We start from the raw sequence: 14,117 nt of genomic DNA, 5'->3' as shown, positions 1-14,117 counted from the left end.
TGAAGCGGTTATGCCAAACGATAGAGTAAAGCGATTGCGCAAGCTGATGGAAGAACATCGCTTTGAAGCGATATTAATTGGAAGCGAGCATAATCGTCGCTACATAAGCGGCTTCACTGGCTCGTCAGGCATGGTGCTGATTACGCTTAGCGAAAGCTATTTGCTAACTGATTTCCGCTATCGCACACAAGCGCCGCAGCAAGCGGTTGGCTTTCAAATTATCGAGCATGGGGCAAACCCGCTTGAGAATGTGCACGAGCTGCTTAAAGAAGGCAAGCTGACAAAGCTGGCATTCGAACAGGATCATGTCGTGTACAGTGAATTCACTGCGTGGTCAAAAACATTGAGCGGCATTACGCTTGAGCCTGCTACGGGTCTAGTAGAGAAGCTTCGCATTATTAAAGACGAGTCTGAGCTCAAAATTATGCAAGAAGCCGCTGACCTTGCGGACAGCACCTTCAACCATATTTTGAAGATCATCCGTCCTGGCGTCCGTGAAACCGATATTGCCCTTGAGATGGAAGTGTATATGCGCAGTCATGGCGCGACATCCTCTTCCTTCGATACTATCGTTGCGTCGGGCGAGCGTTCCGCGCTGCCGCATGGCGTAGCCAGCGACCGCATTATCGGCAATAACGAGTTCGTTAAGCTTGACTTTGGCGCCTATTACAATGGCTATTGCTCCGATCTGACGAGAACAGTCGTAGTAGGCACACCGACAGCCAAGCATCTGGAAATTTACAACATCGTGCTCGAAGCGCAGCTGCATGCGCTTGAGAACATCAAGCCGGGAATGACTGGCCGCGAAGCCGATGCTTTGTGCCGCGACATCATTACGAAATACGGCTATGGCGATCTATTTGGACATGGCACCGGTCATGGGCTTGGCATGGAGATTCACGAAGCGCCAAGATTGTCCAAATTAAGCGAATCGATTTTAACCCCCGGCATGACGGTCACGGTTGAACCCGGCATTTACGTACCAGGCTTCGGCGGCGTACGCATTGAGGATGATATCGTTATAACGGAAACCGGTATTAAAATATTAACCTCGTCCCCGAAGGATCTAATCACTCTGGGGTAAGGACTATTCATTCAGGAGGGAATCAGCAATGATTTCAGTAAACGATTTTAAAACAGGCTTGACCGTGCAAGTAGACACAGATATTTTCACCGTTCTTGACTTTCAACACGTTAAGCCGGGTAAAGGCGCGGCTTTTGTACGCTCCAAGCTGAAAAACCTTCGCAACGGCAACGTTGTTGAGAAAACATTCCGCGCTGGCGAGAGCATCGGACGCGCGATCATCGAGAACCGTGAAGTACAATACTTGTACAACTCCGGTTCGGAGTACACGTTCATGGATAACGAAACGTTTGACCAGTTCAACTTGGACAAGAAGCAGCTTGAATGGGAGCTTAACTTCCTGAAAGAGAACATGAACGTAAACATTTCGAGCTACCAAGGCGAAATTCTTGGTATTCAAATGCAAAACAGCGTTGAGCTGAAAGTTATTGAAACAGAGCCGGGCGTTAAGGGCAACACGGCGCAAGGCGCAACAAAAACAGCTAAGGTTGAAACTGGCCTTAACGTTCAAGTTCCACTGTTCATTAACGAAGGCGACGTTTTGCTGATCGACACTCGTGAAGGCAAATACATCTCGCGCGCTTAGCAGCAGCTTGATTTAACCGTCCGATGCAACTCGGACGGTTATTTTTTTGGAGGCGGATATACCCATAAGGGCGCCTGTTGTGGTATAATATTGACTTGTATGTACATGTCAGGGTTGGGAGTGAATCGGCTTTGTCGTTAATCGTGATGAAGTTTGGCGGCAGCTCCGTAGGAACGCCGGAGCGGATGCAGCGCGTAGCAAAACGTATAATTGATCGGCAGCAGGAGGGCAACGATATCGTCGTTGTCGTCTCTGCCATGGGAGATACGACTGACGATTTAATCGATCAGTCAAAACAGCTTAATCCGAATCCGCCGGCGCGGGAAATGGATATGCTATTAACGGTTGGCGAGCAGATTTCGATAGCTTTGCTGTCGATGACCGTTCACGAGCTAGGAGCAAAAGCCGTATCCTTTACCGGATGGCAAGCAGGCATTCGCACAGAAGCGGTGCATGGCAAAGCGAAGATGACGAATATTCATCCGGAGCGTGTGTTCAAAGCGCTGGAGCAGGGCAATGTAGCTATTATCGCAGGCTTCCAAGGGATGACGGAAGACGAAGAAATAACGACGCTTGGCCGCGGCGGCTCCGATACAACGGCGGTCGCAATGGCAGCTGCTATGAACGCTGACGTTTGCGAGATTTATACGGACGTGGACGGCATTTATTCTACCGATCCCCGCGTCGTAAAAAATGCCCGCAAGCTAAACGAAATTTCTTACGATGAAATGCTTGAGCTCGCAAATCTGGGCGCTGCTGTATTGCATCCGCGTGCAGTGGAATACGCTAAGCATAACAATGTGAAGCTTGTCGTGCGTTCAAGCTTTACCCAAAACGAAGGTACAAGTGTGAAGGAGGAAGCGGTCATGGAGCAAGGCGTGGTCGTTCGCGGCATCGCGTTTGACAAAAATGTAGCTAGAATTAGCATTATGGGTGTTGAGGATGTACCGGGCGTGCTTGCAAATGTGTTCGGCGCGTTGGCAAAGAACGGCATCGACGTCGACATTATCGTACAAAGCGGCGTGCAGGACGGCAAGGCCGACTTCTCCTTTACGGTATCCGGTGATGACGAGGATAAAGCAATCTCGGTTATCGAAGGCATTCGCAGCACGGTTCCATACCGTGAGACAACTTCGGAATCCAACCTTGTGAAAATATCCATCGTGGGCGCAGGCATGGTCAGCAATCCAGGCGTTGCAGCCAAAATGTTCGAAACGATTTCTACGCTTGGCGTAAGCATCAAGATGGTAAGCACTTCGGAAATCAAATGCTCATGCGTCATTACGTCTGAGCCGCTGAGCGATGTTGTGCGCGCGCTTCATACGGCGTACGGACTTGATACGGCAGAGCAAGCATTCGTTGGCGGTCCTCAAGACCGTCGCTAATAGATTAGCGCATGTTCCTACAATAGCAAACGAGCCATAGAAGCGATTCTATGGCTCGTTTTTTTGTTGCCTTGCCTACATTTTGTCTTCGTGCATTCTAAAGGCTCATTCTCGTTAATTGATCGCCATTTAATCGAGGGACCTCGTTATATATGTCAATAGCGGAGCAAGCTTCAATATCTTTTCGCATCCCCAGCTTCAATAGTTTTTTCCCCGTCATTCCATTCATGATCGTATCTCTGGCTTGGCTTGAGCGATTTCGGTACAACGCCAGCATCGCTGATCCAAAATCATCCATTTCAACTGTAATTTGACTTAATGCTTGAAGCCTATCGAGCACAAGCCCTGCGCATAAACCATCCTCAATCGCAAATTCATCATGACTGCCCGCGCACAAAATAACGACATCGCGCCGCAGCTCGATCGCCGTGCGGGCACACGCCTCAGCATTCAGAAGCGAAGCGGTTATCACATGATCCGCCCGCATCGATTTGTGGATGGCACGCGTGCCGTTGGTCGTGGTAAGCACAATTCTTTTGCCCGCAACGACCTGCTCCGTATACTCCTCCGGCGAATTGCCCAGATCGAACCCAGCAATTTTTCGGCAAAAGCGCTCGCCGCCAAGCAAATCGCCCGGACGCTGCAGCGCTCGCGCTTCCATAACCGTCTCAGCCGGGATAATGCAGGATGCTCCGGCAGCGATCGCGGTAACGATGGTGCTTGTCGCTCTAAGAACGTCGATGATGATCGCCGTTTTATGATGAAATCTTGCTGAGCTAGCCTCGTTTACACTTGAAATAACCTGTACTTGCATGCTCATTACTCCGCCCTTCCTTCATTCCATGCTGTACTATATGCGTTTGCTTATGGGCAGGTGCCCGTCATGAAAGGTAGACAAGCGTGCATATGAATAAGGAACAGTTGGAAATGTGAAGGGAGGTCATATAATCATGCTGAACAAAATTGTATTGACGATGGCGTCACTGCGTCTTACTTCTGGCACGATCGAAATCTGCGCTGCGCTGCTGATGCTGCGACTAAACCAAATCGACAAAGCGCTGATCGTTAATTCGTCGCTAGCTTTGGTTGGTCCGCTCATTCTAATCGCGACAACAACGGTTGGGCTTGTTGGAATGTCAGATAAGCTGTCGCCGTCCAAGTTTCTATGGGTGGGAGCGGGCGTTATCTGCTTGATGATAGGCATTATTAAGAAATAATAGAGTTGACTCTAGCAATTGATAGATGAAGCAGTCATATTTTCGCCACGCAAGCATACAAATAGGAACTACGAAGGACAAACATCCGGGAGTGAGGATAACATGCTGGCACGCGTAGCACATTTATTGCCCCTAGAGCTGAAGTCGCTGCTGGAGCGCCTTCCTGAACAAATGCAGGAGCAGCTTGAGGAAATTCGGATTCGAGAGGGACGGCCGCTTGAAATAGGCTTTCGCGGACAGTCTCGATTTATGATGATTGACGGGACGCTGCGCCAAGCTGCAGATGGAGCATACAAGCCATCGGCAGACACATGCCGCAAGCTGCTCGAGCGCATAACCAACTATTCGTTGTACGCAATGGAGGAGGAGCTGCGCAGAGGCTTCATAACCGTATCAGGAGGCCATCGGATTGGACTTGCTGGCAGAACGATCTTGGACAGCGGAGTGGTACGCGGCATTCGCGACATTGGCGCATTCAATATCCGAGTTGCTAGAGAAGTGATCGGAGCGAGCACGCATCTGCTTCCGAAGCTAATTGACCGAACAAGAAAAACGCTGCACTCGACGCTTATACTGGCTCCTCCGCAGCAGGGAAAGACGACGCTAGTAAGGGACATCGCCAGGTCCGTCAGCTATGGCTTGTGGCCTACGCTTGAGGCTAGCGGCTGGCAGGGAAGAAAGGTCGGCATCGTAGACGAGCGTTCGGAAATTGCGGCTTGCGTCCGCGGCATCCCAACGTTCGATGTTGGGCCAAGAACGGATGTGATGGACGCTTGTCCGAAGGCGGAAGGCATGATGATGCTGCTTCGATCGATGTCCCCCGAGGTGCTGATTGCCGATGAGATCGGCAGGCCGGAGGACGGGGAGGCCATTCGCGAGGCCAGCCATGCTGGAATCAGCGTAGTCGCAACGGCGCATGCCTACGATTTGCAGGATGCAAGAGGCAGGCCCGTCCTGCTGAAGCTGCTGGAAGAGGGCGCTTTTACGTACGTCGTTGAGCTGAAGCGGACCGAGCAAGGCATTATGCACCGCGTTGTGCCTGCCGAAACGATTGCTCTACGGACATCCTCCCGCGAGCATGCGCCATCGCATCGCGCGGTGGCGGATTCGGCGCACGCCTTTGCCGGACGGCATCGAGCTGATGATCCGTGATTAAGCTGCTGGGCGCTGTACTGGTTTTGTTTGCAGGCACGATGATCGGCTTCCAGCAAGCGGCGAAATTCGCCGAGCGCCCAAGGCAGCTAAGACAGCTTGCACATGCGCTGCAGCGGCTGGAGACGGAAATCGGATATGGGCATACCCCGCTGCCGGAGGCGCTGGAGAGAACGGCATCGGCTACGCCGGAGCCGCTCGCGACCATTTTTCGCAAGGCGGCAAGCGGCGTTTGGGAGACGGAGAGCTTTACCTTCCGCGACAGCTGGGAGCAGGCGATTCAATCGCAATGGGATTCCACCTCCATGCGGAAGAATGAGCAATCCGTGCTCATACGGCTAGGCTCAACACTCGGAATTAGCGATAAGGAAGACCAAATGAAGCATATACATCTTGCGTTGTTGCAGTTGAAGGCTGAGGAGGACGCAGCGAGAGACGATCAGGGGCGTTACGAGAAGATGTGGAAGAGTCTCGGTATTTTGATCGCTGTGCTGGTCGTCATTTTGATGGTGTAGTGGGGTGCCGCATAGATGAACATGGATGTGAGCGCCATTTTCCAAATTGCCGGGATCGGAATTGTTATCGCCATGATACATTCGGTGCTTAAGCAAATGGGAAAGGAAGATATGGCGCATTGGGTTACGGTCATTGGTTTTGTTGTCGTCTTGTTTATGGTTGTTCGGCTCCTGAATGAATTGTTCCAAGAAATAAAAACGATATTTTTGTTCCAGTAGACGTCTTCAGTCGGACGTGCATGCAAGCAGGTGAGCGAGATGGAAATGATTCAAATTGTCGGCCTTGGCCTGATGGCTACAGTACTCATACTTGTCGTTCGGGAGCAAAAGCCGATGTTCGCTTTTTTGCTCGCTGCATTTACGGGCTTGTTCATCTTCCTGTATCTGATCGGCAAAATCGAAATCGTCATTACCGTGCTGGAGGATCTGGCTAATCGATCGGGCATTCCTTCCATTTACTTGAAGACGATCTTGAAAATTATCGGGATCGCGTACATTGCGGAGTTTGGAGCTCAAATCGTCAGGGACGCAGGCCAAGAGGGTATCGCATCAAAAATCGAATTTGCCGGCAAAGTGTTTATTCTCGTCATGGCCGTTCCGATTATTAGCGTGATCGTCGAGACGGTTATCGGGCTGCTGCCGGAGGGGGGCTGAGGCGTATGATCAAGCTCACTCCCGCACGGGACAGGGCCAAGCTGCTCCTCCTCATCCTTGCAGCGACGTTTCTGTTCTCCTTTGTTCCAAATGTCGGTTATGCCATCAGCGGAGAAAGCTCTCTGCCCGCTGCGGATGATCAAGCTAGGGCTGATCAGCTTTCCAAGGAGCTGGCAGCCGAGCAGGTGGGCGGATTGGAGACAGAAGCTGTTGAGTCTTATTGGAATAAGCTTCGGAACGAGTACGGCGGCTACTTTCCGCAGGAGCATATTCCAAGCTTTATGGAGATGATCGTTCCAGGCGGCAAAGGGCTTAAGTTTACCGATATGGCGCAAGGATTAGTGAAGTACTTGTGGCATGAGGTGTTATATAACGGCAAGCTGCTCGTAACCATAGTGATGCTGACGGTGTTCAGCATGGTGCTGGAGACGCTGCAAAACGCATTTGAGAGAAATGCAGTCAGCAAAGTTGCCTACTCAATCACGTATATGGTTCTCATCATTATTGCGGTGAACAGCTTCCATGTTGCGATGGGCTACGCCAAAGGCGCGATAGAGAGCATGATCCAGTTCATGCTGGCGATGGTTCCGCTGCTGCTTACGCTGCTTGCCTCGATGGGCAACGTCGTTACGGTATCGGTTCTGCACCCGCTGATCATTTTTATGATACATGCCGTCGGTACGCTCATTTACACGCTTGTTTTTCCGTTGTTGTTTTTCTCGGCGGTCCTTCATATCACGAGTGCATTGTCGGAAAAATTCAAGGTTACGCAGCTGGCAAATCTGCTTCGCAACATTGGCGTAGGCGTACTGGGCATTCTGCTGACCGTTTTTCTCGGAGTCATCTCCGTGCAAGGGGCAACCGGTGCAGTCACGGACGGCGTAACGCTTCGAACGGCAAAATTCGTTACGGGAAACTTCGTTCCGGTCGTAGGCAGAATGTTCTCCGATGCAGCGGATACCGTTATCTCGGCGTCCATGCTAGCCAAAAATGCGATAGGTCTCGCCGGCGTAATCATACTGCTCTTCATCAGCGCGTTCCCTGCAATCAAAATATTGACGCTGGCGCTCATTTACAACATAGCCGCTGCGGTCATGCAGCCATTGGGAGATTCGCCGATTGTAACCTGCTTGGAGACGATCGGTAAGACGATGATTTATGTTTTTGCAGCGCTGGCTGCGGTCAGTCTCATGTTTTTCCTCGCGGTAACGATCATTTTGACTGCAGGAAATGCGGCATTGATGGTGAGGTAAGGAAGGAGACGAGAGCTGTGATTGCTTGGTTAAGCGATTGGCTGAGAGACATCATCGCAGTCATCCTGCTGGCGGTGTTCGTCGAGCTGCTGCTCCCAAACAAAGCGATGCAGCGTTATGCGCGGCTCGTGGTCGGCTTGTTCATTTTGCTGACGATACTCTCTCCGATATTGAAGCTCATCCAAAGTGATATAGGAGCGAAGCTGGATGAAGGAATGAAGAGCTGGAGTGAATCTGCCATGACCAAAGAAGTTCAGATGACCGGTTTAAACCAAATTAAGCGGGATGCGGAAGCGATGAGCGAGAAGCGTACGCTCGAAGCGGCCAAACTAACCGAACGGACGCTTGAAGCATCGATTCAAAACGAGCTGAACGAGCGTACGAAAGTGCCGGTCGCCGAGGTGGATGCGCTGCTGAAGTGGGTGACCATTTCGGGCAAGCAAACGCCATATATCAGCCAAGTGGTTGTCACGCTTAAAGCGGCAGACGAGAAAAACGGATCAGGGAATGCCCCTGCGGTAGAAGCTGTGCAGCCCGTTATCGTGGATGTGACAATCGATCCGGTTGGCGAGAATGAAGCAGCATCGCCAAGCGGTAAAGATGAAAGCAAAGATCCCGACAAAGCGGGAGAGGCGGATCAGCCAGAGGGCAGGTGGTCTAGGGCCGATCCTGCCACTGCTTCCGCAATCAGCAGCGTTATCGTGAAAGGGTGGGGCGTTGATGTAGACCAAATCGTCGTAAGGCAGCCGGCGCAGCAGAAGATTGCCAAGTGAGAGGCTAGGTATGGAGAGGAGGTAAGGCGCGGTGGCCAAATGGCTGGAAGGCATAGAATCAGCGGTTGGCGGCGGTCCCAGCGGTCCGAAGCGTGTGCGGACGCTGCGAATTTTGCTAATCGTTGGGGGGATTGGCGCGGCGCTAATGATTATGAATTCATTTTTAACCTATAAGCAAGTAGAACCCTCGGCACAGGACCCGAACCCGCCGCCTCAAACGGAAGAAGCTTGGAGTGGTTCGGTTTCTTCGTCGGGATCCGTGTTTGCCGTGATCGAGCATTCGATGGAAACAAGGCTGAAGGAGATTTTGGAGAAAATCGTAGGCGTTGGTACGGTTGACGTGCTCATCACGGTTGATTCTACGGAAGAAATCGTCGTGCAGAAAGAAGGACAGGATTCACAGCAGGTAACTGACGAGAATGATCCAAACGGCGGCAGGCGGCATATAACCTCGATAACCAATGATGGACGGGTCGTATTGTATGAGGTTTCGGGCGACCAGAAGCCCATCGTGACCAAAACGATTAACCCTCGCATACGCGGCATTCTGATCGTCGCCAAGGGCGCTGAAAACGCGACGGTAAGACGCCTCATCATCAGCGCGGTCGAGAAGGGCGTCAACGTGCCGGTTAACCGAATATCTGTTGTGCCAAGCAAGCAATAAACCAAATTCAATTGTTGGGGAGGGTGTTCTCATGAACACGAAAAGACAAACGGTATGGCTCGTATCAATGCTTAGTTTAATGGTGGTATTGTCCGCGTATTACTTATTTACTCAGGATATAGAATCGCCGGATGTGCTGACAGACGGCACGAAAACAGAGCAAGCGGCACAAAATGCGACAGAGGCGGCAACCAAAGGTGATGGGCTTGTTGTCAATGAAGTACAGCAGCCTTCCGGCGAAGTCGCGCTAAGTGATGCAGATAAAGAGGCATTGAATTTAGTCGAGGAGCAAGGGCTTGCGGCAGGCGGGTTGTTCAGCGAGCTGCTTGCGAAGCGGGAACTGAAAAATTCTGAGGATGAGAACCGCATCATGGCGGCCATTGCTGAAACGCAAACGAAGCAAGAGGAATCCGTAGCTGCGATTGCGGAGCTGGATATGCTCGAGGAGAAAAATTCGAAATTGACCGGCATTGAATCAGAGCTGTTGAAGCAATTTGAAAATGTTGTCATCGATGAAGCAAATGACAAGTTCAATGTTGTAGTATCAAGCGAAAAGCTGGAGAAAAAGCAAGCGGCCGACATCATCAAATTGGTGATGAGCACGCTTGATGTAGGAGCGGATCAAGTATCCGTTCGTTATATTCCTTAAGGAAACAATTGCTTTAGTCCTTAATTGAGGTCCTGTCGTTCCCTGCATGATGCGGGGGGCGGCAGGGGCTTTTTTTGTGGCAGCGCAGATGCTTGTACAAAAAATGATTCGTGTTCAGGCGTGTTTATGATATAATGTTAAACGTTATGTGAAAGAATTGGTTATATTGGTATGGAAACTATTTATGCTTTCACGCTATGGAAGCCATTGTGCTATCGCAAATTTAAGGAGTGAAAATATTCATGTTCAAATTGAGCGAGATCAAAGAGTTGATCAAATTGGTTGATCAAACTTCCGTTCATGAGCTGGAGATCGAAAACGAAGGGACACGCCTGCTCATCCGCAAGCCTGGCAAAACAGAAGTGGTGAATGTGCAAGCGGCCCCACTTACGCATACATACGCGCCTGCACCATTACAAGCTCAGCCGACTGCTCCGGCAGCGCAGCCGCAAGCCGCGCAAGAAACGGCGCCAGCACGTCCATCTACAGACCATCTGCATCAAATCGTATCGCCTATGGTAGGCACATTCTACAGCTCGCCGACTCCAGAAGCGGCTGCTTTCGTCAAAATCGGCGATCGCGTCAACGATAAGAGCGTCGTTTGCATTTTGGAAGCGATGAAGCTAATGAATGAGCTGGAAGCGGAAGTACGCGGCGAAATCGTGGAAATTTTGGTTTCTAACGGACAGCTCGTTGAGTATGGTCAGCCTTTGTTTCTTGTTAAACCAGAATAATGAAGTGAGTTAACGTCCGAACAGGGAAACTGTCGTTTGAAAGGGGTTCCTACGTGAAATTTCACAAAATATTAATTGCTAACCGCGGCGAAATCGCGGTCCGAATTATTCGCGCTTGCCGCGAGCTTGGTATTAGCACTGTCGCTGTTTATTCGGAAGCGGATCGCGATTCGCTTCATGTGCGCTTAGCCGACGAAGCTTATTGCATCGGGCCTACCGCGTCGAAGGACAGCTATTTAAACTTAACGAATATTATGAGCGTTGCCACGATCACAGAATGTGATGCGATTCATCCCGGTTATGGCTTCCTAGCTGAAAATGCTGACTTTGCAGAAATTTGCGAGTCATGCAACATCACTTTTATCGGTCCTTCCCCGGAAGCGATTAATAAAATGGGTGACAAAGCGGTTGCCAAGCTGACGATGAGAACGGCAGATGTGCCAATCATCCCCGGCTCTGACGGACTTGTCGAGAGCATGGATGAAGCCATCAGCGTTGCGCGCGAAATTGGATATCCTGTCATTATTAAAGCGACTGCAGGCGGCGGCGGCAAAGGCATCCGGATTGCGGATGACGAGACGACGCTTGTCGCGCAGATTACGACTGCTCAGCAGGAAGCCCAAAAGGCATTCGGTAACGCCGGCGTATATCTCGAGAAATATTTGACGGGCATGAAGCATGTTGAAATTCAAATTATGGCGGACAAGCACGGCAATGCGGTTCATTTGTTTGAACGCGATTGCTCGGTTCAGCGCAGACGCCAAAAGCTGGTCGAAGAAGCGCCGTGCTCGGTACTTACTCCTGAGCTTCGCGATCGAATGGGGCAAGCAGCCGTTCGCGCCGCGCTCGCGGTAAACTACTCAGGCGCAGGAACGCTTGAATTTTTGCTCGGACCTGACGGTAACTTCTATTTCATGGAAATGAATACGCGCATTCAAGTAGAGCATCCCGTAACCGAGATGATCACGAACGTGGATTTAATTAAAGAAATGATTTCCGTTGCGGAAGGCAATCCGCTTTCCTTCGCTCAAAGCGATTTGAAAATTAACGGCTGGTCGATTGAGTGCCGAATTAACGCAGAGGATTCCGAGCGTAACTTCATGCCATCGCCAGGCAACATTCCCTTTTACTTGCCGCCAGGCGGGGCAGGGGTTCGTGTGGACAGCGCGGTATATCCGGGCTATACGATTTCGCCGCATTACGATTCGATGATTGCGAAGCTTATCGTCTGGGGCGCGACACGCGAGGAAGCGATCGCAAGAATGAAGCGGGCATTGTCTGAGTTTGCTATTGAAGGCATTCGGACGACGATCCCATTCCATTTGAAGCTGCTGAATCACCCTAAATTCGTAAGCGGAGACTTCGACATTAAGTTCCTTGAAGAGCATGATATTAACGCTCCGGAATAGAATTACGACAAAGATGTGAACAAGTTGTATCGATTGTCATATTTCTTGCCGAATGTTATAGTATATTAACAAGATGCGGTTAATTGCTTGGCTTCTTGCCGGGTACGCGCAACTTTAAGGAGGTGTACAGCCATCATGAGTACAATCGCTGCGGAGTATGAGAAAACGGACATTGGCACGATTCAAATTGCACCTGAAGTCATCGAAGTAATCGCTGGACTAGCGACGATCGAGGTGGATGGAGTCGCTGGAATGAGCGGTGGATTTGCCGGAGGCATTGTTGAGCTCCTTGGTCGCAAAAATTTATCCAAAGGCGTTAAAGTTGAAGTGGGTCAGCGCGAAGCTGCGGTAGATGTGTCCATTATCGTTGAATACGGAAACCGCATTCCAGAGATCGCTTCGGAAATTCAACGTAATGTGAAACGTTCTATTGAAATGATGACGGGACTCCACGTCGTTGAAGTGAACGTACATATTCACGACGTACATTTCAAGACGCCTGATAAACCGGAAGAAGAAGAATCCCAAAACCGAGTTAAATAAATATAAGAGTGTTAAATTAAATTCCGTACAACCCCCTCGTGAATGGGCATGCCGCTCGGCGCAAGGGGGTTTTCATTCGGCTTGGCAGGAGGAGGCGCTACGTTGGTTAAAGTCGTGGACAAGCTGCTTTTGTTTTTGTACAGCATCGTAATTGGTTGTTTATCCATCTTTCTGCTGGCAGTTGGATTTGGCGGGATATCTGAAGAGCTATTGAACGACTTCGTAGGCGATTTATATCGTAACAATCCTATCCAGATCACGCTTATTGTTACGGCCGTCATCGTCCTATTACTCAGCTTGAGATTTATCGTTGTATCGCTTCATCGCGGTTCGGCATCTGCTCCGTCTATTGACCAAAGAACGGATTTCGGCGACATTCGCATTTCTCTTGAAACGATCGAAAATTTGGCATTGAAGGCTGCTTCCCGCCAGCGCGGCGTAAAAGATTTGCGCGCTCGCATTCGTGCGACGGATGCTGGGCTAGATATCGTCATTCGTGCGGTTGTTGACGGCGAAAGCTCCATTCCTGTGCTTACTGAAGAAATTCAGCGCTCCGTGAAAGAGCATGTTGAGGATATTGCCGGCATACCGGTAACGAATGTTGCGGTCTATGTTGCGAACATCATTCAAACGGGGACATTTAAGAGTCGCGTGGAATAGAGGTGAGTTTGCTCATGTGGAGGGAGTTCCTAGCCATCTATGGGAAGCGCGCTGCTGGCGCTGCAATTGGATTGTTTTTTGGTTTGCTATATTGTTTTGTCGGTTTTTGGGACATGCTTTTTGTAGGGCTGCTTGTCTCAATCGGTTATTGGATCGGCTTACAGAAGGAAACAAGCAGCGGGCCTATTTTTCCTTGGCAGCGGCTTTGGTATGCTTTGCTAGAAAGATTTCGACCGTTTAAATGATCCTGTGGTCTCCTCCGTACTCCGGATTTCGGAAAGCCGCTAATTCGGGGCAGGGAGGAGATCATAGGTTTTTTTTGGAATATTGAGTTTACAAGAATTTAACCATTTTATCGGCAGAAAGCTGCCGCGGAGGTCACATGAAACGTAGATTAGCACGGGAAATTGCAGTATCAAGCTTATACCAAATGGAAATGAATGAGGTTTCGGCAGCAGAAGCCGTTGATATGCTAATGGACGAGCTTCGTCAAGAGAATGAAATTGGAGCCGATCCATCCGAGATTGGCAGCACAGACGAGTTCGCTCGTGAGATCGTATTAGGCGTAATGGAGCACAGACAGGCGATTGACGGCATGCTGCAGCAATATTTGACCGGCTGGCACATCGACCGTTTGTCGCGGGTTGATCGTCAAGTACTCAGATTAGCTTGCTATGAGATGGTATTCCGCGATGACGTTCCGCCTAAAGCAACAATTAATGAAGCGATTGAGCTTGCTAAACATTTTGGCACCGAGGAGTCCGGAAAGTTTGTTAATGGCGTACTCGGTAAATTGCTGACTGAAATTGAAGAGTTGAAATCTTAATCGCATTAAGCTA

19 protein-coding genes are annotated in these 14,117 nt (G+C 50.2%); 18 read left to right on the top strand and 1 reads right to left on the bottom strand.

Annotated features, from left to right (window positions below):
- Positions 1-10: 10 nt before the first annotated feature.
- The 3 genes from A7975_RS31120 to A7975_RS31110 all read left to right on the top strand — a co-directional run bounded on the left by A7975_RS31120 (position 11) and on the right by A7975_RS31110 (position 3,055).
- Positions 11-1,084, top strand: a complete 1,074-nt coding sequence (locus A7975_RS31120; RefSeq protein ID WP_065387737.1) for a M24 family metallopeptidase — start codon at positions 11-13, stop codon at positions 1,082-1,084.
- Positions 1,085-1,112: 28 nt separating this feature from the next.
- A complete protein-coding gene (efp, locus tag A7975_RS31115) occupies positions 1,113-1,670 on the top strand; it encodes an elongation factor P (protein ID WP_053376760.1) in 558 nt (185 codons plus the stop codon).
- A 131-nt stretch (positions 1,671-1,801) separates the two neighbouring features.
- Positions 1,802-3,055 carry an aspartate kinase gene (locus A7975_RS31110; protein ID WP_065387736.1) on the top strand — a complete coding sequence of 418 codons (1,254 nt, stop codon included), beginning with the start codon at positions 1,802-1,804 and terminating at the stop codon, positions 3,053-3,055.
- A gap of 97 nt (positions 3,056-3,152) precedes the next feature.
- On the opposite strand, the gene A7975_RS31105 is transcribed toward A7975_RS31110, so the two are convergent.
- Positions 3,153-3,875: a 2-phosphosulfolactate phosphatase gene (locus tag A7975_RS31105; protein WP_369688974.1), complete on the bottom strand. Its 723-nt coding sequence runs from the start codon at positions 3,873-3,875 to the stop codon at positions 3,153-3,155.
- A 130-nt stretch (positions 3,876-4,005) separates the two neighbouring features.
- Between A7975_RS31105 and A7975_RS31100 the strand changes: the two genes are divergently transcribed.
- The 15 genes from A7975_RS31100 to nusB all read left to right on the top strand — a co-directional run bounded on the left by A7975_RS31100 (position 4,006) and on the right by nusB (position 14,104).
- Positions 4,006-4,272 carry a YqhV family protein gene (locus A7975_RS31100; protein WP_053376758.1) on the top strand — a complete coding sequence of 89 codons (267 nt, stop codon included), beginning with the start codon at positions 4,006-4,008 and terminating at the stop codon, positions 4,270-4,272.
- A 102-nt stretch (positions 4,273-4,374) separates the two neighbouring features.
- Entirely contained in the window at positions 4,375-5,424 is a 1,050-nt protein-coding gene (gene spoIIIAA / locus A7975_RS31095) for a stage III sporulation protein AA (protein ID WP_082198575.1), read from the top strand.
- Positions 5,421-5,939 carry a stage III sporulation protein SpoIIIAB gene (gene spoIIIAB, locus A7975_RS31090; protein ID WP_053376757.1) on the top strand — a complete coding sequence of 173 codons (519 nt, stop codon included), beginning with the start codon at positions 5,421-5,423 and terminating at the stop codon, positions 5,937-5,939. The genes spoIIIAA and spoIIIAB overlap by 4 nt, the downstream gene beginning before the upstream one ends.
- 15 nt (positions 5,940-5,954) lie before the next feature.
- A complete protein-coding gene (gene spoIIIAC / locus A7975_RS31085; RefSeq protein ID WP_053376756.1) occupies positions 5,955-6,158 on the top strand; it encodes a stage III sporulation protein AC in 204 nt (67 codons plus the stop codon).
- A gap of 39 nt (positions 6,159-6,197) precedes the next feature.
- A complete protein-coding gene (spoIIIAD, locus tag A7975_RS31080) occupies positions 6,198-6,593 on the top strand; it encodes a stage III sporulation protein AD (protein WP_053376755.1) in 396 nt (131 codons plus the stop codon).
- A gap of 5 nt (positions 6,594-6,598) precedes the next feature.
- Entirely contained in the window at positions 6,599-7,846 is a 1,248-nt protein-coding gene (gene spoIIIAE / locus A7975_RS31075; protein ID WP_053376754.1) for a stage III sporulation protein AE, read from the top strand.
- A gap of 17 nt (positions 7,847-7,863) precedes the next feature.
- The gene (gene spoIIIAF / locus A7975_RS31070; RefSeq protein WP_065387735.1) at positions 7,864-8,619 is read left to right on the top strand and encodes a stage III sporulation protein AF; all 756 of its coding nucleotides are present in this window, start codon (positions 7,864-7,866) and stop codon (positions 8,617-8,619) included.
- A gap of 31 nt (positions 8,620-8,650) precedes the next feature.
- Positions 8,651-9,283, top strand: a complete 633-nt coding sequence (spoIIIAG, locus tag A7975_RS31065) for a stage III sporulation protein AG (protein ID WP_053376752.1) — start codon at positions 8,651-8,653, stop codon at positions 9,281-9,283.
- Between the two features lie 31 nt (positions 9,284-9,314).
- Positions 9,315-9,932 (top strand): SpoIIIAH-like family protein, encoded by a 618-nt coding sequence (locus tag A7975_RS31060; RefSeq protein ID WP_053376751.1) that lies wholly within the window; start codon positions 9,315-9,317, stop codon positions 9,930-9,932.
- Between the two features lie 242 nt (positions 9,933-10,174).
- The gene (gene accB, locus A7975_RS31055) at positions 10,175-10,666 is read left to right on the top strand and encodes an acetyl-CoA carboxylase biotin carboxyl carrier protein (RefSeq protein ID WP_053376750.1); all 492 of its coding nucleotides are present in this window, start codon (positions 10,175-10,177) and stop codon (positions 10,664-10,666) included.
- A 53-nt stretch (positions 10,667-10,719) separates the two neighbouring features.
- Positions 10,720-12,075: an acetyl-CoA carboxylase biotin carboxylase subunit gene (gene accC / locus A7975_RS31050; RefSeq protein ID WP_053376749.1), complete on the top strand. Its 1,356-nt coding sequence runs from the start codon at positions 10,720-10,722 to the stop codon at positions 12,073-12,075.
- A gap of 135 nt (positions 12,076-12,210) precedes the next feature.
- Positions 12,211-12,618 carry an Asp23/Gls24 family envelope stress response protein gene (locus A7975_RS31045; RefSeq protein ID WP_053376748.1) on the top strand — a complete coding sequence of 136 codons (408 nt, stop codon included), beginning with the start codon at positions 12,211-12,213 and terminating at the stop codon, positions 12,616-12,618.
- A 102-nt stretch (positions 12,619-12,720) separates the two neighbouring features.
- On the top strand, positions 12,721-13,278 hold the full coding sequence (gene amaP / locus A7975_RS31040; RefSeq protein ID WP_053377865.1) for an alkaline shock response membrane anchor protein AmaP: 558 nt from the start codon (positions 12,721-12,723) through the stop codon (positions 13,276-13,278).
- Positions 13,279-13,292: 14 nt separating this feature from the next.
- Positions 13,293-13,523 (top strand): DUF2273 domain-containing protein, encoded by a 231-nt coding sequence (locus tag A7975_RS31035; RefSeq protein WP_053376747.1) that lies wholly within the window; start codon positions 13,293-13,295, stop codon positions 13,521-13,523.
- 137 nt (positions 13,524-13,660) lie between these two features.
- Entirely contained in the window at positions 13,661-14,104 is a 444-nt protein-coding gene (gene nusB, locus A7975_RS31030; RefSeq protein ID WP_053376746.1) for a transcription antitermination factor NusB, read from the top strand.
- The last annotated feature ends 13 nt before the right edge of the window (positions 14,105-14,117 follow it).

Origin of the sequence: Bacillus sp. FJAT-26390 (genome assembly GCF_001682865.1) — a bacterium.
In the GTDB taxonomy this organism is placed as follows: Bacteria; Bacillota; Bacilli; order Paenibacillales; family Paenibacillaceae; genus Pristimantibacillus.
Note: the sequence above shows the minus strand (reverse complement) of the source record. Positions and strands in the feature narration are given on the sequence as shown.